General features: G+C 56.2%; 20 protein-coding genes and 1 pseudogene. 10 read left to right on the forward strand and 11 right to left on the reverse strand.

All coding sequences use genetic code 11. The features are described from left to right. Positions 1 to 299: thiamine pyrophosphate-dependent enzyme (locus ACOTTU_RS05645; protein WP_425656491.1), on the forward strand; the 299-nt coding region annotated here is incomplete at its 5' end. Positions 300 to 303: 4 nt separating this feature from the next. Continuing rightward, positions 304 to 1,416, forward strand: coding sequence for an alpha-hydroxy acid oxidase (locus tag ACOTTU_RS05650; protein ID WP_425656493.1), 1,113 nt, complete (start codon positions 304 to 306; stop codon positions 1,414 to 1,416). Positions 1,417 to 1,461: 45 nt separating this feature from the next. On the opposite strand, the gene ACOTTU_RS05655 is transcribed toward ACOTTU_RS05650, so the two are convergent. Both ACOTTU_RS05655 and ACOTTU_RS05660 read right to left on the reverse strand, forming a co-directional pair. Then, positions 1,462 to 2,949: a flavin-containing monooxygenase gene (locus ACOTTU_RS05655; RefSeq protein WP_425656495.1), complete on the reverse strand. Its 1,488-nt coding sequence runs from the start codon at positions 2,947 to 2,949 to the stop codon at positions 1,462 to 1,464. Between the two features lie 25 nt (positions 2,950 to 2,974). After that, entirely contained in the window at positions 2,975 to 3,415 is a 441-nt protein-coding gene (locus tag ACOTTU_RS05660) for a cupin domain-containing protein (protein ID WP_425656496.1), read from the reverse strand. A 146-nt stretch (positions 3,416 to 3,561) separates the two neighbouring features. Between ACOTTU_RS05660 and ACOTTU_RS05665 the strand changes: the two are divergent. The 7 genes and pseudogenes from ACOTTU_RS05665 to ACOTTU_RS05695 all read left to right on the forward strand — a co-directional run. Then, positions 3,562 to 4,089 (forward strand): annotated as a pseudogene (locus ACOTTU_RS05665) (cupin domain-containing protein); the annotation flags it as partial. 292 nt (positions 4,090 to 4,381) lie between these two features. Further along, positions 4,382 to 4,555, forward strand: a complete 174-nt coding sequence (locus tag ACOTTU_RS05670; RefSeq protein WP_425656498.1) for a helix-turn-helix domain-containing protein — start codon at positions 4,382 to 4,384, stop codon at positions 4,553 to 4,555. 172 nt (positions 4,556 to 4,727) lie between these two features. Further along, positions 4,728 to 6,410: an amidohydrolase gene (locus ACOTTU_RS05675; RefSeq protein WP_425656500.1), complete on the forward strand. Its 1,683-nt coding sequence runs from the start codon at positions 4,728 to 4,730 to the stop codon at positions 6,408 to 6,410. A 175-nt stretch (positions 6,411 to 6,585) separates the two neighbouring features. Continuing rightward, positions 6,586 to 7,146, forward strand: coding sequence for a sugar O-acetyltransferase (locus ACOTTU_RS05680; RefSeq protein ID WP_425656502.1), 561 nt, complete (start codon positions 6,586 to 6,588; stop codon positions 7,144 to 7,146). Between the two features lie 479 nt (positions 7,147 to 7,625). Further along, entirely contained in the window at positions 7,626 to 8,777 is a 1,152-nt protein-coding gene (locus ACOTTU_RS05685; protein ID WP_425656504.1) for an extracellular solute-binding protein, read from the forward strand. Between the two features lie 32 nt (positions 8,778 to 8,809). Beyond that, entirely contained in the window at positions 8,810 to 10,411 is a 1,602-nt protein-coding gene (locus ACOTTU_RS05690) for a BCCT family transporter (RefSeq protein WP_298916864.1), read from the forward strand. Between the two features lie 175 nt (positions 10,412 to 10,586). Next, positions 10,587 to 10,901 (forward strand): bactofilin family protein, encoded by a 315-nt coding sequence (locus tag ACOTTU_RS05695; protein ID WP_298916867.1) that lies wholly within the window; start codon positions 10,587 to 10,589, stop codon positions 10,899 to 10,901. 96 nt (positions 10,902 to 10,997) lie between these two features. On the opposite strand, the gene ACOTTU_RS05700 is transcribed toward ACOTTU_RS05695, so the two are convergent. The 5 genes from ACOTTU_RS05700 to ACOTTU_RS05720 form a co-directional block, all read right to left on the reverse strand. Continuing rightward, on the reverse strand, positions 10,998 to 11,720 hold the full coding sequence (locus ACOTTU_RS05700; protein ID WP_425656506.1) for an alpha/beta fold hydrolase: 723 nt from the start codon (positions 11,718 to 11,720) through the stop codon (positions 10,998 to 11,000). Beyond that, positions 11,717 to 13,258 (reverse strand): ABC transporter permease, encoded by a 1,542-nt coding sequence (locus ACOTTU_RS05705; RefSeq protein WP_425656508.1) that lies wholly within the window; start codon positions 13,256 to 13,258, stop codon positions 11,717 to 11,719. The genes ACOTTU_RS05700 and ACOTTU_RS05705 overlap by 4 nt, the downstream gene beginning before the upstream one ends. Continuing rightward, positions 13,255 to 14,310, reverse strand: coding sequence for a quaternary amine ABC transporter ATP-binding protein (locus ACOTTU_RS05710; RefSeq protein WP_425656510.1), 1,056 nt, complete (start codon positions 14,308 to 14,310; stop codon positions 13,255 to 13,257). Before ACOTTU_RS05710 ends, ACOTTU_RS05705 begins: the two co-directional genes overlap by 4 nt. A 95-nt stretch (positions 14,311 to 14,405) precedes the next feature. Continuing rightward, positions 14,406 to 15,371, reverse strand: a complete 966-nt coding sequence (locus ACOTTU_RS05715) for a glycine betaine ABC transporter substrate-binding protein (RefSeq protein WP_298916878.1) — start codon at positions 15,369 to 15,371, stop codon at positions 14,406 to 14,408. 39 nt (positions 15,372 to 15,410) lie between these two features. Beyond that, positions 15,411 to 16,424: a D-cysteine desulfhydrase gene (locus ACOTTU_RS05720; protein WP_425657134.1), complete on the reverse strand. Its 1,014-nt coding sequence runs from the start codon at positions 16,422 to 16,424 to the stop codon at positions 15,411 to 15,413. A gap of 192 nt (positions 16,425 to 16,616) precedes the next feature. Here ACOTTU_RS05720 and ACOTTU_RS05725 point away from each other — a divergent pair, with 192 nt between their 5' ends. Further along, positions 16,617 to 17,510, forward strand: a complete 894-nt coding sequence (locus tag ACOTTU_RS05725) for a LysR family transcriptional regulator (protein ID WP_425656511.1) — start codon at positions 16,617 to 16,619, stop codon at positions 17,508 to 17,510. 8 nt (positions 17,511 to 17,518) lie between these two features. Here ACOTTU_RS05725 and ACOTTU_RS05730 read toward each other — a convergent pair whose 3' ends face one another. The 4 genes from ACOTTU_RS05730 to ACOTTU_RS05745 form a co-directional block, all read right to left on the reverse strand. Then, positions 17,519 to 17,944, reverse strand: a complete 426-nt coding sequence (locus tag ACOTTU_RS05730; RefSeq protein ID WP_425656513.1) for a response regulator — start codon at positions 17,942 to 17,944, stop codon at positions 17,519 to 17,521. 98 nt (positions 17,945 to 18,042) lie between these two features. After that, entirely contained in the window at positions 18,043 to 19,674 is a 1,632-nt protein-coding gene (locus ACOTTU_RS05735; protein ID WP_425656515.1) for an ATP-binding protein, read from the reverse strand. A 24-nt stretch (positions 19,675 to 19,698) separates the two neighbouring features. Beyond that, entirely contained in the window at positions 19,699 to 20,337 is a 639-nt protein-coding gene (locus ACOTTU_RS05740; protein WP_425656517.1) for a hypothetical protein, read from the reverse strand. Between the two features lie 9 nt (positions 20,338 to 20,346). Beyond that, entirely contained in the window at positions 20,347 to 21,111 is a 765-nt protein-coding gene (locus ACOTTU_RS05745) for a substrate-binding periplasmic protein (protein WP_425656519.1), read from the reverse strand. Positions 21,112 to 21,138: the final 27 nt, after the last annotated feature.

Below are 21,138 nucleotides of genomic sequence, written 5' to 3' on the forward strand. Positions count from 1 at the left end.
ACGTGGCCGACAACTACATTCTGCTGATCATCGACAATGGCTCTTACGGCTCCACTGGCGATCAACCGACCTATGCAGGCAAGAAAACCAAGCTGGAAAATGTCGCAAAAGCATGTGGTTGCGAGAACGTCGTCACCTGCAAGGCGGAAGAGACCGGGGCCGCGCTGCAAGCGGCCATCGACAGCAAGGAGATGACCGTGATCGTGAGCAAATGCGACAGCGGCAACATCAAGCTGCCGGTGATCACGATGGACCCGGTGGTGATCCGTGATCGGTTCATGAAAGCAGTTCAGGCCTGAACCGATGCCCGCCGCCGCCCATATCCACTCCGCAGCAGACGCCCGCCGCCTCGCCCGCAGGCGCCTGCCGTGGATGGTCTTCGACTACATCGACGGCGCTGCGGGCGGGGAAACCGGCGCCGAAAGAAACCGAAGAGAACTGGATAAGATGACCCTGAGCCCGCGCATCTTGCGGGATGTCAGCAACCGGTCGCTGGCCACCACGCTGTTTGGTGCGGATGCAGAGCGACCCTTTGGCATCGCCCCCATGGGGATGTGCAATCTCTCCGGGTCCGGTGCTGACCTGATGCTGGCGCGGCTGGCTGCGCGATACAAGGTGCCGCATGGGGTGTCGACCGTCGCGTCAACACCACTGGAAGAAATAATTGAAGTGGCACAGGGGCATGCGTGGTTTCAGATATATTTCAGTGGTGATGGGACCGGGACATTCAAGCTGGTGGAACGGGCCAGGCAGGCCGGCTATCAGACTCTTGTGCTGACGGTCGATGTGCCAGAGGTAGGACGCCGACCGCGCGAATTGCGGCACGGGTTCAAAATGCCCTTCCGGATCGGGCCGCGACAGTTTGTGGATTTTGCCCTGCATCCGCGCTGGTCGCTGGCGGCGCTCTTTAAGGGCAAGCCACAAATGGCAAATTTTGACATGCCTGGCTATGAGTTCGATCGAACTGAAAGCCGTGCCCGAGCAGATTGGGAAACGCTGGCACGCATGCGAGACGTCTGGCCGGGCAAGCTGGTCGTCAAGGGCGTCCTCAATCTGGAAGATGCGGTGGCGTTGAAATCGAAAGGGGTAGACGGGATACAGGTTTCAAGCCACGGGGCGCGGCAGCTGGAAAGTGCGCCGTCACCCTTTGCCCTGTTGCCGCAGATGCGTCAGGCCGTTGGTCCCGGGTTCCCGCTGTTTTTCGACAGCGGATTGCGCAGCGGGGAAGACGCGCTGAAGGCCTTGCTTTCTGGCGCAGATTTTACCTTCTTCGGGCGGATACTCCAATTTGCCATCGCCGCAGGCGGCGAGGAGGGCCTGAACCGGCTTTGGGACATTCTGAGCGAAGAGATGAGTATTGCCATGGCTCAGATCGGGCTGTGCGATCTGCAAAACCTGCCTGATCCGAAAAGCTGAAGCAGGGCCGCGCGCGATGCGCTCTGGGAGAGGTGTCGCCCTTGGTCAGTCTGCCTGATAACTCGGTGCCGAGGCCAGGAATTCCCCGTAAGCCGCCGCGTCGGGATACGAAAACTGCTCTGCCAGTGGATTGCTGCGCTTTGTTTTTCTGGCCCCCATGTCGGCGAGCAATTCATCGAAGTGCTTGAAATGAAAGGGCGCTGAACACAGGCCACCGTAGATTTTGGCCGCGGGCCGTTCATTTCGTTTCCAGTCCAACATAATGTCGATGTTGCTATTCATGTCATCTGTGGTGGGCTGCCGGGCCAGCTTGCCATCTGCGTATCGGACCAACCAGTTGGCGATCATTTCCGCGGAGAGAACCGTGCAGAAGCTGGAATTGAAACCAACAAAGCCCATGTCCGGTAAATCCGGGTTCACGGATAGGCGGTAAACCCGGTATTGCCCATCAGCCTCGATCAGCTTGCCCTGATACTCTTCTGACAGATAGGGCACTCCAAGCTTCCAGCCGGTGGCCAGGATCGCCAGATCGCAAGGTACCGTTTCGCCGGTGCTGAGCTTCAGCCCTTCTTTCTGGTAGCTTTCAAATGTGCCGATCACCGGGATGATCGTGCCCGCATTCAGACACTCAAAAAGACCGGGCGTCACAATCGGAACGGAGCAGGAAACCTCTTTTTCAATTGGCGTGGTTGGCACCATATTGTGTTTCTTGAGGCCCAACTGGAACTTCAACAGCGCCTCAAGCCCGCGAAAATTGACCCATACCAGAGGTTTGAAAGCAGCAGCGATCACCCGCTGCAACGGGGTTTTGCCCCATTGATTGAACTGCTGCTCCTGCGCTCGCATGTAGAGCAGTCGTTTGAAATTTATCCCACCGACAAAATAAGGGATGCGCCAGACGTTTTTCAGATAGACCAGACGTACGGATTTCGCGCCGGAATTGACCGCATTCACCGCGATGTCGGTGGCCGATTTCGATCCACCCAGAACAACCACGTTTTTGCCGTTGACCATGTCGGGATCGGTGTAATCCGACGAATGCATCACCTGGCCATCGCTTGCGATGAACGCCTCCTGACCAGGGTGGGAAATCACGTTTTTATCCGAAAACTGCCCCGTGCAGACGGCAACAAAATCGAAATCTTCCGTCCATTCTCCACCGGCAGCCTTCAAGGTCAATGTCCAGCCCGGTTGGCCGTCAGTGCGGGGCTTCATCGCTGCGACGTTTGTGTTGAGCCGAAAGAGACGCGCCAATTTGTGTTTTGCGGCATAGGAATGAAGATAGGCGTGGACTTGCGGCCCTTTGGGCCATTCCGGATAGGTATCCGGCATTGGGTGGTCGGTGAAACAATAAAGATCCTTGGGAGATTGTGTCTGAACATCCGGGTAAGATCTGGACAGTTCCCAAACCCCGCCAAAATCGTGGCTGCGTTCAAACCCGACCACGCGATGTCCTTTTTCATCAAAGGCTTTGGCGGCGGCAAGCCCGCTTACCCCGCCGCCAATGACTGCGACCTTTTTCCTTTTGGGCATGATTGTTCCCCTGAATTCAGTGTTGTTACGCGTCCGCAGGCGGCGGCAGGAAATCGACTTCGTGCAATGCAGAAAGGCGGACCAGTTCTTGCGGATCTGTAACGCCATCCAGTTCGATGAAAAGGTCAAAGAGTTTGCGGGCGGGTGCCACGCCGAATATGCATTTTGCTTCCTTGCCCGAGCGGTTGAAAATGCCATGAGCTTCGCCCTTCGGCATCCGCACTGTATCGCCCGGTCCCGCTTTGTGAACATCACCTAGGAATTCCACTTCGAGAATGCCTGATTGTACGATGATCCACTCATCCTGGGTCGGGTGAACATGTGGCGGGACGAAAGTATCGGGGGGCAATGTAGCTTCCCAGACGAACGCGTCATTGCTCAGTAATTTGGGCACGTAGGTCTGCCCGACCACATTCCACGACAACCCCTCAATTCCGTTGTTGGCCTTTGTGATGCCTTTTTCCATGAAATATCTCCCGTTGATTTGCCATAGTCTGCGACAGGTTGGTCAAACGACTTATCCAAAAAACGAACCTTTCCGAGGATTGCCGCGATCTTTCTTGCAAAAGACCTCTGTCTGATTAGGCTTCCAGATCAGCACGGAAGGATCAAATGACATTTGAGGCTTTGCAGACCAGCGAGGTATTTCTCGCCGACCATCCCCTGCTCAGAACGGGTGATCTCGACGAAGCGCGGTATTGTGTCGGCCAGAAATTCTGCGATCACCGGCTTGAAATCGCAGGTTGCGGTGCGCCGCTTGCGGTGCAACACAATCACGTTGCGGGTAAAAACATATCGGTGAACTACCTGCACTACGGGGCGGACGTGACCATTGATCCGGGACGTCTTGGCTCTTTTTACCTGCTGCAAATCCCGCTGTCCGGCCGTGCCTTCATTCAGCACCGAGGGAGTGAGGTACAGGCCGGTGTTGACTGTGCATCGTTGCTTAATCCTGACAGGCGCACGCATATGCAATGGCAGGCCTCTTGCAGGAAGCTCTTGCTGCAAATCCGCAAATCACACCTCGATAACGTCGCCGAGGAGTTAACAGATGTGCCCTTGCCGGGGCCCATAAGGTTTGATGCCGAGGTCGATATGACGACAAAAAGCGGGGCCGCTCTGAGGCAGATGACGTTGTCATGTGCGAAGGCCATAGATGGCGGCCATTTGTTCCGGGGGCCGTTCAGCGGAAGAGACCTGCGGGTTGAATACGATCTGGCGCAAGCCCTGTTGATCCACCAAAGGAGCAACATTTCGCATGTCATCGACCGCGCGGACAGCGGTGTGTCGCCGCGTGGTATTCGTCTGGCAATCGAGTTCATTCACGTAAATCTGGGCGAGCCGATTTCCTTGCGGGATATTGCCGGGGCGGCAGATATGAATGTGCGTACACTGCAAAAAAGGCTTCAAAAGGCGTTTTGGAGTGACGCCGATGCAGTTTGTGAGGAATGCACGCCTGGATGCGGCGCGTTACCATCTGAATGTGCGTCGGGATCCGCCGAGCGTGACCAGCGTCGCCTTTGCCAATGGCTTCTCGCATCTGGGCCGGTTCTCTCAGGAATATAAGCTCCGGTTCGGCCATCTGCCGAGCGCGCGGCATCGGTGAACGCTCGCGATTTTGGTCGCCGATCACCGCGGGAATGTGCATGTTGGTAATGGGCCTGTTGGCGGCCGATTGGCGTGAACAGCATTTGCAGCGTCGGATGGCAAATCAACTGCATAGCGAATCTTTCATTGGCCAGTCTGTAGCTCAGGTCACGCGATAAGGGAGTTTTCTTGTGAAAAAAATCATCTGGTCGCCTGTGTTGTTTTCGACGCTTGTCCTTTTTGGCGTCTCCGCAGAGGCCCAGAACCTAGTTCTGACAAATGCCGCTGTATTCACAGTCAACAACACCAGAGATTGGGCGGAAGCGGTTGCGATCGATGCTGATGGTTTCATTGTTGCGGTGGGATCAGAGACCGAAGTGATCGCCCAGGCCGGGCCACAGGCGGATGTCGTTGATCTGGCGGGCAAGATGGTTCTGCCGGGGTTCCAGGATATTCATGTGCATGCGGTCGAGGCCGGGATAAATGCCGTTTTATGCCCCTTCGAAGCATTTGATGATCTGGAAGGCCATATCGCGTCGGTCACGGAATGTGCCAAAAACGGTGAAACCGGACCATGGGTGCTGGGCGCAAACGTGAATATGGTCAATCTGCTGGAGCTGCATGATAACCCCGTCGCCGTTTTGGACGTGGTTGTCCCGGACAAACCCGTCTTGATCCTGGATGACATCGGGCATGGAGCCTGGGCCAATTCGCGGGCATTGGAAGCGGTAGGATATGACCGGGCCGTGGATCAGAACAACGGCAACATCATTTTGCGGAATGCAGCAGGCACGCCCAATGGCATCGTTCTGGAAAATGCACCGCATAATCTGCGGTCGGCGGCCTTTCCGCCAACTCAGGGAAATCTGGATTTTGCTTACGACAGCCTGCTTGATGCAGCCGCAGAACTTAATCGCAACGGCGTAACGTCCGTAAGTGACGCGGGTGGCTACTGGCCTCAGGGCCACCATCAGGTGTGGAACTGGGCAGAGGACGCAGGTGTGCTGACACTGCGTGCCTCCAACGCGTTCTATATCTATCCTGACCGCTCGTTGGATGATCAACTCTCGGAACTACGCGCGATTTTTCACAATGATCCTGACCGCAGGGTGCGGTTCAACGTGGCCAAAATCTATGTGGATGGCATTCTGAGCCAGGCAACAGGCGCCCTGCTGGAGCCTTATGAAAAAGCTTTGGCTCTGCCCACCGAGGAAGAACGCGGATTTCTGTATTTTGAAAAGCAAGCGCTCTTTCGAGCGGCGCGGGAGCTGAGTGCCGCTGGATTCCAGCTCCATTTTCACGTCACGGGAGATTACGGGACCCGCCTGGCGCTGGATGCGATTGAACAGGCCGACCCTCAATCCGGTCCACATCGGTTGACGCACATCTACCTTGCCCATCCCAGCGATTATCCACGCTTTGCCGAGTTAGACGCGATCGCTGATCTGCAACTCGCGCCAAGTGCGTTGAGTGCGGAATATCAAAACTTCATCGGCGCGTTTATCGGGGACCGTGTTGACCGCTTGCTGCCCGCCGGCGCTTTACTTGACGCAGGTGCGACGGTCACCTTGAGCAGTGACTGGGACGCCGATGAGTTGAATCCCATGGTCAAAATCGCGGCGGCGGTCGGCCGGGAAAACAACGGGTTCCCGAATGTGGCCAGCGCCATTGAAGCGATGACAATCAATGCAGCCATTGCCTTGCGGCACGCGGATCGCACCGGGTCTATTGAGGTCGGTAAATTTGCCGATCTTGTGGTGCTGAGCGACAATATTCTTGACATGTCGGTATCTGAGATCGCGACCGTCACGATAGAGGCAACACTCCTGCAAGGAGAGGTGGTGTTTGATCGGGTTGGTCAGTTTGAAAGGTAGAATGGCCGCGTCCTATGATAGAGATAATGTTTTATTTGCAATATATTATATGCGCTATCTAATGTGACGCGTAGCGAAGGTTTCTGATTCAGAATGCGCGCCGAGAGACAGGATTTGCGCGCGCGGCGTGTCGCATCTTAAGCTGGTGTTGCGCAGAACAGGAGAGGTGTAGGTCATGGCCAAAACTGAACGCCAGAAGATGGCGGCGGGTGAATGGTACACCTGCCTTGACGATGAACTTGAAGCACTCAGAGTGGCGGCCCGTGCAGCGGTCCATCAGCACAATTCTCTACCGCCTGAGGCGCGCGGTACCATCGGGCCAAAACTTGGCCAACTCATCGAGGCGCAGGACGCCATTATCGAAGCTCCTTTTCATTGCGCTTACGGGATCAATATCAAGCTTGGCCATCACGTCTTCTTGAATGCCGGCTGCACCATTCTTGATTGCGCTGAGGTGATCATCGGCGACCAATGCCAGCTTGGACCAAACGTTCAGATATATTGCGCGGAACATCATAAGGATCCGGTCAAACGATGCGTGGACGGTCTTGAGATCGCGCATCCGGTGCATATCGGCCAACGCGTCTGGATTGGCGGGGGAGCGATCATTCTTGCAGGTGTTACGGTTGGAGATGGCGCGGTCATCGGCGCGGGTAGCGTTGTTACAAAGGATGTCGCGCCCGGACAGATCGTCGTTGGAAATCCTGCGCGAAGCTTACCGCCCAGGCATCGCTGAGCTTTTGCAATTATGGCGCTATGCGAAAAACCTGAATCACCCGGCGCTGCCTGAAATCAGAGATTTCAACGCATTAGGTGCTGTGTGATGTCTCAGGCATTTCGTCAAACGCTATAATTGGGCAGGTTTAGCTATTCTTGATCCGATCCGGGCAATCTGATCGCGTAGCAAAGGTCAGGCTTCAGCGGCTACGGAACGTTTGTGGTGGGAATACCCGGGGCTCAGATACAGGGCGATAAATCGGCCAACCACAGCTATCGGTTGTTTTTTTTCCGCTTACCGCGTTCAATGGGCCGAAGACTCAAAATGATACAGGAAGTTCAGCTCGTCATTTCGGTCAGTTGACATGCGTGCTGTCGAACCTGTGCGGAAGAAAGTCTTGAGTTACGCAGAACTGATCATGGCAGGTCAGGGAATGTGCCCGGTTTGCAGGGCGCATGGGTTGCTCAAACGTCACGGCCATAACGGGAGGACATTTCATGAAACGACATCGAACCAGGTTTTCTGGGGCATTCATTGCGCTTGGTGCGGCAGCGGCTTTCCTGAGCGCTGCCTCGGTGCATGCGCAGACGGCAGAAGGTTCATCTGCATCGCCGCAACCGGAAATCACCTTCACTTCCTGGACCGGTCCTTACATGCGCAGCCAGATGCTGGGGTTTGTCAGGCCGTACGAGGAAGAAAACGCGGTCCGCATCCATGTCGACCATTACAATGGCGGCATTGATGAAATCCGAAATCAGGTGGAAAGCGCGAACGTCATTTGGGATGTTGTTGATCTGACGCAGGCGGATTCTTTGCGGGCCTGCAAAGAAGGGCTTCTCGAAGACCTGTCTGGGATCGCTTTGCCGAATGGTGCGGATGGAGCTGCATCGGGTGACGATTTCGTCCCGGGCGCGCTGAATGATTGTGGCGTTGGGGTGATCGTCTGGGCGACCGCCTTTGCCTATAGCAATTCGGAATTTGCCGACAACCCACCAACTACCATCGCGGATTTCTTCGACACGGATGCCTACCCAGGCGCGCGCGCCATTCGGGATGACCCCTCGGTGATCATGGAGTGGGCGTTGATGGCAGATGGGGTGGCGCGCAAGGACGTCTACCCGATGCTTGAAACCGAAGAAGGTGTCGCGCAGGCCTTCGCCAAGATGGACGAGATCAGGTCCGGTCTGCAAGTCTGGCAAGCGGGCCGGGAACCGGTGCGGATGTTGAACTCAGGCGACGTGACCATGTCGATGATCTGGGCCACGACGGGTGTGACGGCCTCGCAGGAAGAGGGCGCGGATTTCACCGTGAACATGGACGGGCGCGTGATTGAGCTGGACCTGTTCGGCATTCCGAAAGGCAGCCGCTACAAATCGCAGGCAATTGAGTTCATTCGGTATGCGAGTAGCACCAAAGCCCTGGCTGACATGGTGTCTCATCTGCCCAACGGGCCGACGCGAAAATCATCCCTGGCGCTTTTGTCGGACGCGACCTTGAACCAGATTCCCAATGGTCCGGCCTATGAGGACAAGCAATTCATTCGGTCGGATGCAGAATGGTGGGCCGAAAATCATGCCCGTCTGGAAGAGCAATTTGACATCTGGATGTCTGCCGGAGCCCGACAGGGTGCCGCTGGCACAGTCCGCTAAGCCGGAAAACAGGACATAGAGGTATTAACAAGATGAGTGATCAAACAAGTAACAGACCGGAAAATCTGGTCGCTAGCTCGGGGCTCTTCAAGGGGATGAACCCCTTGATGGGGATCCTGTCGATGCTGATGATACTCGGCTTCGTGCTCTACACGATCATGGATGTGGAACGGTCGAGCGAGGTCTTTTCCGCCGGTAAGAACTTCATCATCGGGACAATGGACTGGTTCTATGTACTGGTGGTGAACGCGGCTCTTTTCTTCGTTTTCTGGCTGATGATCAGCCGGTTTGGAGACGTCAAACTGGGCAAGGATGACGATGAGCCCGACTTCTCCACATTTTCATGGATCTGCATGTTGTTCAGTGCGGGTCTGGGCTCAGGCCTGATCTATTGGGGCGTCGCCGAGCCGATGTACCACATTCAGGGCAGCCCGTTTCTGGACCGGACCGGCGCGGAAGCCGGGAGTGTGGATGCCGCAATTGCCGCCGTGACCGTGACCAATTTTCACTGGGGTTTTCATGGCTGGGGGCTCTACGTGCTGGTTGGCCTGTCGCTTGCTTACTTCTCTTATCGGCGCGATCTGCCCCTGACCCTACGCACCGCTCTCTATCCCGTGCTGAAGGAACGTATTTACGGACCTTGGGGGCATCTGGTTGACCTGATCGGTGTCTTTGGCACGATCTTCGGATTGGCCACGTCTTTGGGTCTGGGAGTGACGCCGATTGCAGCGGGTCTGGAAAGCCTCGGCTGGATGAGCAACACGCAGACCAATCAATTGATTCTGGTTGCCATCATCACCTGCCTGGGTACGGCTTCGGCCGCATCAGGGGTGGGCAAAGGCGTGCGTATCCTGTCTGAGGCGAATGTGATGGCCAGCATCGGATTGCTGATCCTCTTCATTATTCTGGGGCCAACCGCGTTCGTGCTGGGGATCACGATTTCCGGATTTGGCGACTATCTGTGGAATGTCATCCCGATGGGGTTCTGGATCAATGGCGATCCGGAGAACCAGTGGCAAAGCTGGTGGACCATCTTCTACTGGGGCTGGTGGATTGCCTGGTGCCCATTTGTGGGGCTGTTCATTGCGCGGGTCTCCAAGGGGCGCACGATCCGGCAGTTCTGTTTCTGCGTGCTGCTGATCCCGACATCGGTTGTGATGCTCTGGATGGGGGTTTTCGGCGGGGCCGCGGCGGGTGTTGACCTGTTCTACAAGGCCGGCGTGATGGATGCGGTGAACAACGATTACGCGGCGGGCGTGTTTCAGACCGTGGCAGGGTTTGGTTATACGTGGTTGACCTATCCGATCACCGTCCTGATCACCGTTCTGCTGATCTCGTGGTTCGTGACCTCCTCTGACTCCGGTACGTTGGTCATGTGCACCATGTTGTCGATGGGTGACGAACACCCACCGGTGAAGTTCCGTATCTTCTGGGGGCTCACGGCGGGTATTGTGGCTGGCGTGCTGATGCTTGCCGGGGGCCTGAGTGCCCTGCAGACCGCATCCATTGTGGCCGGCCTGCCGATTGCGGTGATCTTGCTGTTCATGATCTACGGCATCGTGAAATCGCTGCACGAGGATCATCCCGTCCCGGATGTGGAGGACAAATACGCGCTGGAGTTCCTTAATCGCTAAGGGGGCGCAAAGCGTTGGAAAGGGGCAGGGGCGGATTTCCGCCCCTTGCTACATGAGGCATTCACAACCGGAAATGGACCCGGTTATGCTGCCGGTCGCAGCCTCTGACGGCTTGGGTGTTCAATCCGCCTAATACAGTCTAGGGTTGTAGTGTCACGCAGAAAGGAAATTCAACTTGGCAAGTTCAGTCATCGAAGAAGACCTGACGATTGAAGGCAACATCAAATCGGATGAAGGCAGTGTTGACGTCAAAGGCAAAGTCGTTGGTGATGTCACGGCGCAATCCGTCATTGTGCAGACAGGTGGGGCCATAAATGGGGCGCTGTCGGCGAAATCCGTTTCGATTGAAGGTAAGCACAAAGGGAAATTGCAGTGTGATGACCTGAAATTGGCCTCTACATCGACCGTGCAGGCGGATGTGACAGCTAAGACAATGACTTCCGAAAGCGGTGCAAGAGTGGCGGGCAACGTTCAGATTACTGGTAACTGACACCCACTCTGCTGGACCGACGCAGCGGGTTTGGACCTGTGTCGTCTGCCCCTTGGTCGGGGCAGAGCAGGGCCGTCAGATCGGTGGCAAGGCGCATTAGGTCCGCAGAAAATCTTCGACCAGCATATTGAAAATCTGTGGTTTCTCCAGATGCACCGCATGGGCGCATCCGGGGACCACAGCAAGATGCGCGTTCGGAATATGCCGCCAAAGAAGTTCCGGCTGGCTCCATTGATAGGTGCGGTCGCTGTCTCCCCAGATTACCAGAGTTTCGGAAGCGACCGTCTTCAGGAATTCCATGCCCGACCAGTCCCGCATCGCATCTAGACCTGCGGCCAGCGCCTTGGCTGCGGACTGTTCGGCAATTGCCGCGCAGGCGGGGTACTCGGGTGCGATGGTGCTGTCGACAAACCAGGTGGCGGAAATTCGACGCGCTGTTTTTCGCACGCCGTCCTGTTGCGCGCGGATTTTGCTCTGCTCGATGGTCTCAAATCGCCCCGGCAAAAGGCCGTTGGGCCCCGTGCCATAGAGGACAAGCTTTTCAATTCGGTCTGGTACCTGATGCGCGATCTGTTGCGCAATCATGCCGCCCATCGAATGGCCCATCAGGTTGAACGTGCCAATCCCCTTGGCGTCGAGTTTTGCGATCACCCAATCCGCGAACCCCTTGATCGTGTTGATCACAGGCAGGTCGCGGTTCTCTCCAAAGCCTGGCAGATCAACCGCAATCAGCTCTCTGGAGGCTGCAAGCGTGTCCTGTTGCAGCGCCCATTGAGCGCTGCCGCCCATGAACCCATGGACGAAGACCAGAGGTGTCACTTTCGCTGACCCTGAACAATGCGGTCAAGGATCATCGCGCAGAACAGGATCGCAAATCCGGCCAGAATACCCTGACCGACGTTGGCATATTGCAGCGCCTCCAGGACGTCCTCACCCAGCCCTTTGGCTCCGATCAGCGAGGCAACGACAACCATTGCCAGCGACAGCATGATGGTTTGGTTGATCCCGGCCCGGATGGACGGGCTGGCGAGAGGCAGATCAACCCGCGTCAGCAGGTACCATTTGTTCGCGCCAAAGGAGATTGCGGCTTCACGCACGCTTTCCGGCACACCACGCAATCCCAGCACCGTCAGGCGCACCACTGGTGTGCCGCCGAAGATCATCGTTGTCACAACCGCTGCCGGTTTGCCGGTGCCGAAAAAGGCGATGACCGGGATCATGAAAACGAAAGCAGGCATGGTCTGCATGAAATCCATGATCGGCTGGATGAAAGCATAAAAGCGCGGACGCCGGGCGCAGAACATGCCCAGCGGTATGCCGATCAGGATCGACAGGCAGGCCGCTGTGCCAAGCAGGGCCAGCGTTGTCATCGCTTTCTCCCAGAACCCCAACAGCCCCATGTAGGACAGAAACGCTGCCGACCATATGGCGGTGCGAATGCCCGCAGTCAGCCATGTCAGCAGGATGATCAGGCTAGCGATCACGATCCAGGGGGTGCTGACGAAGATCAATTCCAACGCGTCGAGAATCAACCTGATGCCATAGGTGATGAGATCGAAAAGCGCTTCACCGTTGGCGACGCAAAAGGCGAAGAAGGCTTCGACCCAGGCAATGCTGTTCAGCCGGTAATTGGGATTTGTCGGGAAGTCGCTCAAAAGCGTAAAACGTCCCGGCAAACTGTAGTGAAGCATGGCGGCACAGACGATCAGCACCATGAAAATCGCGCTGAAAACAATATGCGAAACCGGCAGACCAGAGCGGACTGTCCGGTCAGACAGCCAATCGGAAAAGCGGGCTTCGAGTGCCCAATTGGCAACCGTTGCCTGAACCGCCTTGGCGATGATCAGAATGGCCAGCCCGGAAAGGGCAATCCAGACACCTTGGCTTGCAATTACTTCCGCTTCGGCGCGAATACCGCCGATGGCGGCTTCCAGAGAATCCACGGTGCGCTGATACACGTCCACCTTGTCCGAGCCGCTTTCAATGGCGGCCGCAAGCTGCTGTTGCCTCAGCTCCAGCGTCCCCTCGATAGAGGCGATGCGGGCGCGGGCATCTGCCGCGAGATCGCCAAAAAGACCACGTGCAATCTGAACGAAGGCCATTGTCTCCAGGATCAGGAAGGGCAGGGCCCAGGACCACAAACCCCGCGCACCAAACCAAATGGGGCCAAACAGCCCCGCCATGGCATTGAATGTTGCGGTAAACTTCGCACTGGCACCGATCTTGTCGAATTGGGTGATGTAGTATTCCGGATTGGTGCGCACGAAGGTCCGGATGTTTTCGCGGCGCTCGGCGGCATAGGCGCGTGCCACATCCGTGTCTGTCGCTTCCAGCGGGTTTTGAGCTGCGTCAGTCATGACATTTCCGTTCCTTCAACCACAGTGCGCAGGATGTCTGCACGGGTAATGACACCGATATCTTGTCCCTGGTCCTCAACCAGAATGGGACTGTCGTGATCGATTGCGAGATTGATAAGCGTGCTGAGCGTTTCGCTTTCGTTGACCCGTGGTGCGTCCGTAGCGATGGGTCCGGAGCTTTGCACGAAGGCCTCGAGTTTTTGCATGACCGCATGGGCCCTAACGACTTTCAGACGGGAAATGCCGGCTACGAAATCTGCAACATAGTCATCTGCCGGGTTCATCACGATTTCTTCCGCCGTGCCGATCTGAACCAGTCGACCGTCGCGCATGATCGCAATGCGGTCCCCGATCCGAACAGCTTCGTCAAGGTCGTGGGTAATGAAAATCGTGGTCTTCTTGAGGATTTGCGAAAGGCGGATGAATTCATCCTGCAACTGACGGCGGATCAGCGGGTCAAGCGCGCTGAAGGGTTCGTCCATCAACAAGACATCGGGATTGGCGGCAAGGGCCCGGGCAAGACCCACGCGCTGTTGCATGCCGCCAGAGAGTTCATGCGCAAACTTTGACCCCCAGGCACCCAGTTCCACGATGTCCAGAATGGCGGCCGCCTGCCGCATGCGGTCATTCTTGCTGACCTGACGGATCTCCAATGGCATGGCGACATTGTCGAGAACGGAGCGGTGCGGCATCAGCGCGAAATTCTGAAAAACCATCCCGATCTTGCGGTTGCGGAATGTTTGCAGATCGCCGGGTTCAAGACCCATCACATCCGTTCCCTCGATCAGGATTTTCCCGGCGGTCGGTTCCAGAAGTCTGTTGAAATGGCGCACTAGGGTGGATTTTCCGCTGCCGGAAAGCCCCATGATGCAAAAAATTTCGCCGCGATTGACCGACAGGCTGACATCAGCAACACCGACGACGGCGTTGTGTTGGGCCAATACCTGGGCTTTATCGAGACCTTGCTCTCGAATGGCTTTCAGCGCGGCTTCGGGGTGGGCGCCGAAAATTTTCCAGACATTGGAAATCTCGACAACAGTGTCATCGCTCATAGCGTTCCATCCATTGGCTGGCGTTTGATGGTGAGGCGCATCCGGGGCGCAGTGACCGGGCTCAAAGCTCTCAAGCCCGGTCGATGTTCAGAGGATCAGAGGCCCAGCCAGGCGTCCACGCGCTCCGGGTTCGCATCGACCCATTCACGCGCAACCTCTGCGGCATCACGGCCTTTGCCGCTGATCTCATAGGCAAAGTTGCTGACGTCATCCGCGCTCAGAGAGAACCGTTCAAAGAACTCTGTAATGGCAGGGGAGCGGTCGGCCAGTGAATTGGACCAAGCGATCTGCACGGCCTTCAGCGCGTCCTTGGAGGCCACATTGGATTTCTCATACCAATCCGCGTCATCGGATGGTTGCACCATCACGTATTTGGCCGGATCAAAGGCAGGCTCGCTCAACATCTCGACATCGAACTGATACCAGATGGCGTGCGGCTTGTAGCAATAGAATGCGTAGCCCTCTCCCTTGGCGATGGAATCTTTCACACGTGCTGTCTTCACGCTTTCCTCTGCGCGGATCGGTTCTACGAAGTCGAGCAGACCGTAGTCGCGCACCTTCACCTCGTTGACATTCGCCGAGGCCCAGCCGGGTGCACCGATCCACATTTCACCCTTGCCATTGCCATCACTGTCCATCAGCGCGGCCACATCGGGACGGCCCAGATCGGCGATGTCGGTGATGCTGTTGGCCTTTGCGAAATCCTGGGAAACGCAGAAACCCTGATTGCCCTCATAGGGATTGGCGGACAGGGTGACCGTACCAGCTTCATCCACATACTTCTTGGTGAAGCTTTCCTGATTGGGCAGCCAGACATCAGGGTGCACGTCAATGTCGCCTTTGCCCTGATCCATGGCCTGGAAGATTGTTGCGTTGTTGCCAGGCACCATTTCCGCAGTCCCGCCAATACGCATTTCAACAACAGCCGCGAGCAGATGGGCAATGGCCTGGGCACCGGTCCAGGACGGCACGCCGATCTTGACTTCCTCGGCTGCAAAAGCCGGGGCGCTGAACAAGCCAATCGCCGTTGTTGCCGTGATGAACGTTTTTCTAAATGACATGAATGTCTCTCCTTGTTGGTTCTTTTTTCGTGTTTATTGTTATTCTGTGTAGCCGTGCAGATCGAAGGTCTCAGGATAGCCGAAAAGCGCGGCACTTCCTCCAGTATGCAAGAAAACGACGTTTTCCATATCTCCAAAATGACCGCCGCGAACGAGATTTATAAGGCCATCCAGCCCTTTGCCTGAATAAACTGGGTCAAATAGCAGCCCTTCGGTCCGGGCCAGCAACTTGACGGCTTCCTTCATCCCATCGGTTGGCAACCCATATCCGGGGCCCACGTAGTCACAATTGGCTCTGACCATGGCGCGGTCGATATTGATGCCGGTTCCCAGATAATCCGCCGTACGCTGGGCCAGATCAAAAACCATCTGCTCCTGCTTTTCCTGCGGCGCGCGCACACCGATACCGAGCAGGTGAATGTCGCTGCGGATTGCGGCCAATCCCGTCACGAGACCCGCTTGGGTGCCCGAGCTGCCTGTCGCGTGCACGAAGGCATCAATTTTCAGGCCGATGTTTGTTGCCTGCTCCGCGATTTCACGGGCACAGTTGACGTAACCGAGCGCCCCGATCGGATTGGAGCCACCACCGGGGATGACGTAGGGCGCACGCCCGTCTTGCAGGAGTTTTTCGGCAAGCGTCGCCATTTCCGCGTTCATGTCGGTGCCACCGCCACGTTTTGAAACGGTCGCGCCATGCAGACGGTCCATGAGCACGTTGCCACTCAGATTGTAGCTGTCGTCGTTGTAGCCCGTGCGATCCTCCAGCAGGATGTGGCAGGCCATGCCCAGTTTCGCTGCCGCTGCCGCGGTTTGACGCGCATGGTTTGATTGCGTCGCACCCTGCGTGATGATCGTATCTGCGCCCTGAGCCTGCGCGTCGGCCATCAGATATTCCAGCTTGCGTGTCTTGTTGCCCCCTGACGAAAGCCCGGTGCAATCATCCCGTTTCACCCATAGCCGAGGCCCCCCCAAAAGTTCGCTCAGCCGGTCCATCGGTTCCAGCGGCGTTGGCAGATGCCCCAGACGCACCTTTGGGAACTTCGCCAGTGCGATAGAGAGATCCTTGCACAGGCTGAGCGTCAACTCCGGCGACTGTTGGTCATTCCGCTCAGACAAGAGATTGTTTTCAGGCACGCATCCATATCCTTCAAAATGTGATCAGGCAAAGAATGCCAAAGACTATGGCTTAAAAATAATGCTTTTTCTTTGGGCCACCCATACATATTGTTTGCCTGGGGGTGCCAAATGGATTTGCAATGGCTTGATGACGTCCTTGTTCTTTTGGAAGAGGGCAACATGACCCGCGCCGCGGCGCGCCGCAATATTACACAACCTGCCTTTTCCCGACGTATCAGGGGGTTTGAAAACTGGCTTGGTACACAGGTCCTGACCCGCGCGGCTAACTCGGTTGAGATCAGCCCGGCTTTGGGTGCAAACGAGGCGGAAATACGGGCTTTGATCGGGCGCATCAGGGATTTGCGTGGAAAGATCGCCCATTTCGATCCGGCTAGCTCGACGGTCTCGCTGGCGGCTCAACATGCCTCCGTGATTTCAACATATCCAGACATGGCATTACACGCCAAACGGCATTTTCCGTCTCTGAAATTCCGGTTGCGCCCGGGAAACCTGGGTGATTGCGTCACCATGTTTTTGCGCGGTGATGCGCATATTCTACTCTGCTATGAGGCTGATAACGCGGCGCCCCTGCCTTTCGCCGGCACAATCAGGCGGGCATTTTGGGGACATGACTATCTTGTGCCGCTTGTCGGGGGTGGGCTGCGCTACGCGGTTCGGGATGATGGTTCGCTACCCGTTGATGCGCCAGCCATCGTCTATCCTGAAAGCAGCTATTTCGGGGAGGTTCTGAACGCTTCGGAACGCCCGTTTGGCACCCAAACCTTCAGCAATAACGCCGTATGCGAGACCGCTTTCTCCAGTGGTATCAAGGAATTGGTCCTCAATGGCATGGGGGTGGGGTGGTTGCCGTTCAGCATGTCGCACAAGGAGATCGAGAGTGGCGAATTGATCTCTCTGGCCAATCACATGGGCCGCGAAAGGCTCAAAATCGTGCTCTATGCCGACATGCAGGAGCAGATCGCCATGTCGCTTTTGGATATCTGGAGCGCCGACCGGCGATAGGGCTATGCCTATTTTCTTGTCAGCGTATTGATGGCATGCAGCAGATCGAGCGTATCGATCGGTTTGGCAAGCGTAATGTCCGCGCCCAGATCCCTTGAAATCTTCAGAAGATTGGACATGCCGGGATTATGGATGGCCCCGGACACCGCAATGATCGGCATTTTTTTCATCCAGGGTTCAAGTTGATTGTTGAGCGGCCCGCGCAAGCGCGCAATCAGCGAGATGCCGCCATCAGGAATGGGGACCTTGTTTTTCTGAACAATGATATCCGTGATCAAAAGATCAAATTGGACTTTTTCCAGAGCTGCAAAGGCTTCGGTTGCGGATTCGCAAATGGTGACGGTATGACCTTCTTCACTCAAAACTTCCCGCAAAACCGACGCGAGATCCGCGTCATCTTCCATCAATAGTATGTCGAGCAAGAGCCACCCCATTAATTTTGCGACAACGGACCGTATTGCGAACCGATTGGGGTAAAAAACGCCGATGGTTGGTCGCCCGGAATCGATGATCCGATGATATTAATGCAATCTTAGATAGAAGATTTTGAATTGGCCAGCGCGTTACTCAGAACTTCTGCCAATTCCACCGGCGGGCAAGGTTTTTGTAACAACGGGGCCACGACATCGCCCATCTCCGCTGATGTGAACCCGGTATATCCCGACATGTAAACAATCGGCACATCCTCTCGGAGCAGTCGGATACGATTGGCAAGCTCAAACCCGCCAATGCCGCCGGGCATGACAATGTCGGTCAGGACGAGATCAACTTCGTCGCCGTTCTCTATGATCTTGAGCGCTTCCGCCCCCGATGTTGCGGGCACGAAATTGAAGCCCAGTTCCATCAGCAGATCTTCCATAACGGCTAAAAGGCTTGGCTCATCTTCGACCACCAGAATGCGTTGTCCCTGGCCCTGTCTGGCGGGCAAACGCACCATCGGGCCCTCGCGTTCATTTTCCGGCGTTCCACGCGGCAGGATCAGGCGAATTGTCGTGCCAAATCCCATTTCCGAATAGATGCGTAACTCACCATCGGAATGCTGAATGAACCCATAGACCATCGACAGGCCGAGACCGGTGCCTGAGTTGCTGTCTTTGGTCGTAAAAAACGGGTCTATGGCGCGGCTTTTGACTTCCTCCGACATGCCGGGGCCGTCATCCGTGACCGAGATTTCAACGTAGCGATAGGCCTTGGCGTCGTGCCGGGCCACATCCTCGGCGTGCTCTTCGCGCATGCCTTGAGTGATATAGGCGTGTGGATTTTCACGGCGCAGCAGGAGGTCGACATCAACCTCGTCAATAGCGCGGGCCTTGATCATGATCTTGCTGCCTTTGCCGCTGCGCATGATCGCGTCGCGGCTGTTCAGCACAAGGTTCAACAGAGCGTTGTCCAGTTGCCCGTGATCGCAGTAGACAAGCAATTCCGGATTGGGCGCTGCCAGCGATATCTCTACCGTTTCCTCGATCGCAGGGCGGGCCAGCGCTTCGAATTCCGCAAATGTCTCGGAAAGGGGGCGTGATCGTTCAAGGCCGGGCTGGCGTTTGGCAAAGGCAAGCAGACGTCCGGTCAGGTCGCGACCGCGTTCAACCGCTTTCAGGGCTGTGGCAAGAACCCGGTCAGACCGCTCGGAAATATTGTCAGCCCGGGTCAACTGCATCGCATAAAGAATGGTCGCGAGCAGGTTGTTGAAATCATGTGCAATACCGCCGGTCAGCTGACCCAGTGCATCCAGCCGCCCTTTACGTTCGATCTGCTGGCGGTTTTTCTCCAGCAGCGAGACGTCGTCCAGCACGATTACGGTCCTCAAGGGGCTTGTGGGGTCGCTGACAATGGCGCTGGAGATGCGAACATAGCGATTTTCGACCTGTCCAAGCCTTGTCATGAGATGGGTCTCGCCCTTCAGGATTTGCCCGGCCAGCGCGCGGTTGATCGGATCGGAAGACGCATCCAGCGGATGCATGTCCGCGATGTCGAGAAACTTGATTGGCGATGGCCAGCTAAAGGGGGTGCTTTCGGATTTTCCGGCCAGCATGTGACGGGCAGCGGGATTGATGACCTGCACCATTCCCTCAGAATCCAGCCCGATAATACCGTTAACGGTGGTATCCAGAACAACCCGAAGCTGGGCGGAAGCTGCACTCAGGTTCTTGTCATAATCGACCATGCGGGCGCGCGTTTCATTGACCGCCTAAGAAATCGCATCGAGGTCGTCTTCTCCGGAGATATTTTGGCGATCCAGTTTGAGTTCCGGTCCCTCCGTCAGCCACTTGGGTTGCGACACGTAAGATGCGATGTCGCGCAGGTGACGGCTGACAATGCGCTGAAAGATGACAAGAATGGCAATCGCCGCAAAACCTGTCTTTGCAAGATTTGACAGAAACACCACCAAAACGAGCGCGTAAAGGTTTGACCAGATGCGCGCGCGGCTCAGCCCCAGTTCCAATTGCCCCAGAACCGTCTCGCCCAGGACAGGGTCCGTGTATGATAGCTGGACTTCCTGCATTTGCAGCTGTTCGTCAGGATCAACCGGCCCGCGTTCCCAGACCAGATCATCTGATGACAGTTTCAGAGATGAAATATCGGCTTCGGCGAAAATGCCGTCCAGCAGCAGATCGACCTGCTCTGTGTCGTAGGACCACAATGCCGAGCTGAGGCTCTGGGCAAAACCCTTTTCGATCTGCACCTTTACGTCAAAAAGGGCCGCCTCCTGACGCTGGAAGTTCGCATATAGCTGAACTGTCGTCGCCAAGGCGGAAAGCAGGGCACTGCAGACCAGCACCCAGACCAGTAGCCGTTTTGCCAGGCGGTTGTTTAATGGATCCCCCACGTGCCGCGCCTAATCGATCTGGTGTTTTTTGAGAAGTCGCGCAAGCGAACCGTCTTCCCGCATTTCTTGCAGAGCTGCATTAAAATCAGACACGATACGGTTGTGATCGTCCCGAAAGCCTGAAACGGCAATGTGTATTTCCTGCCGCGCAAGGGCAGGGTCCAGAAATTCGATCTGATCAAGAATGTCTGGGTCTTGCAACCGGATCGAATGCCGGACAACCTCCATACTGTCCAGCGTCAAGTCTACCCGGCCGGCAGCGACCATTCGCAGGCCCTGAATGGGCGTTGTGACTTCTATCTTGTCGAGGAAATCGGCGGTATCGAATGCCTCCTCATAGACATAACCGGCAGCAACGGCGATGCGATATGCCTGCAGGGAATTCAGCCCTTCGAAGGTGATCGGCCCACCTTTGCGTTGAACGAAGCGAACGGTTGTCTCAAAGAAGGGCTCAGAATAGGTCATCACCTTCTGTATCTCAGGGTCGCGAAACAGGCTGGTAATAACATCATATTCGCCGGTCTGCGCGCCGCTCATGATCCGCGCCCAGGGCAGCACGGCAACTTCTACATCGTAACCTGCGCGCGTGAGAGCCGTACGCGTTATATCGAGCGAGAGACCCTTATCTGGCAGGTTTTGACCTGAGAAGGGCGGCCATTCATCGGCGACAATCAGGAGGCTGTCCTGCGCCATGCCGGGCGTGGTGGCGAGGGACATGAGCACCGCACAGCTCAGCAAAAGCCGTTTCAGACCAATCATTTCAGGAATTCCCATTTCCACCCCAGAGGCGCTAGAACTACG

This window comes from Roseobacter sp. EG26 (assembly GCF_049830555.1).
Classification (GTDB): Bacteria; Pseudomonadota; Alphaproteobacteria; order Rhodobacterales; family Rhodobacteraceae; genus Roseobacter.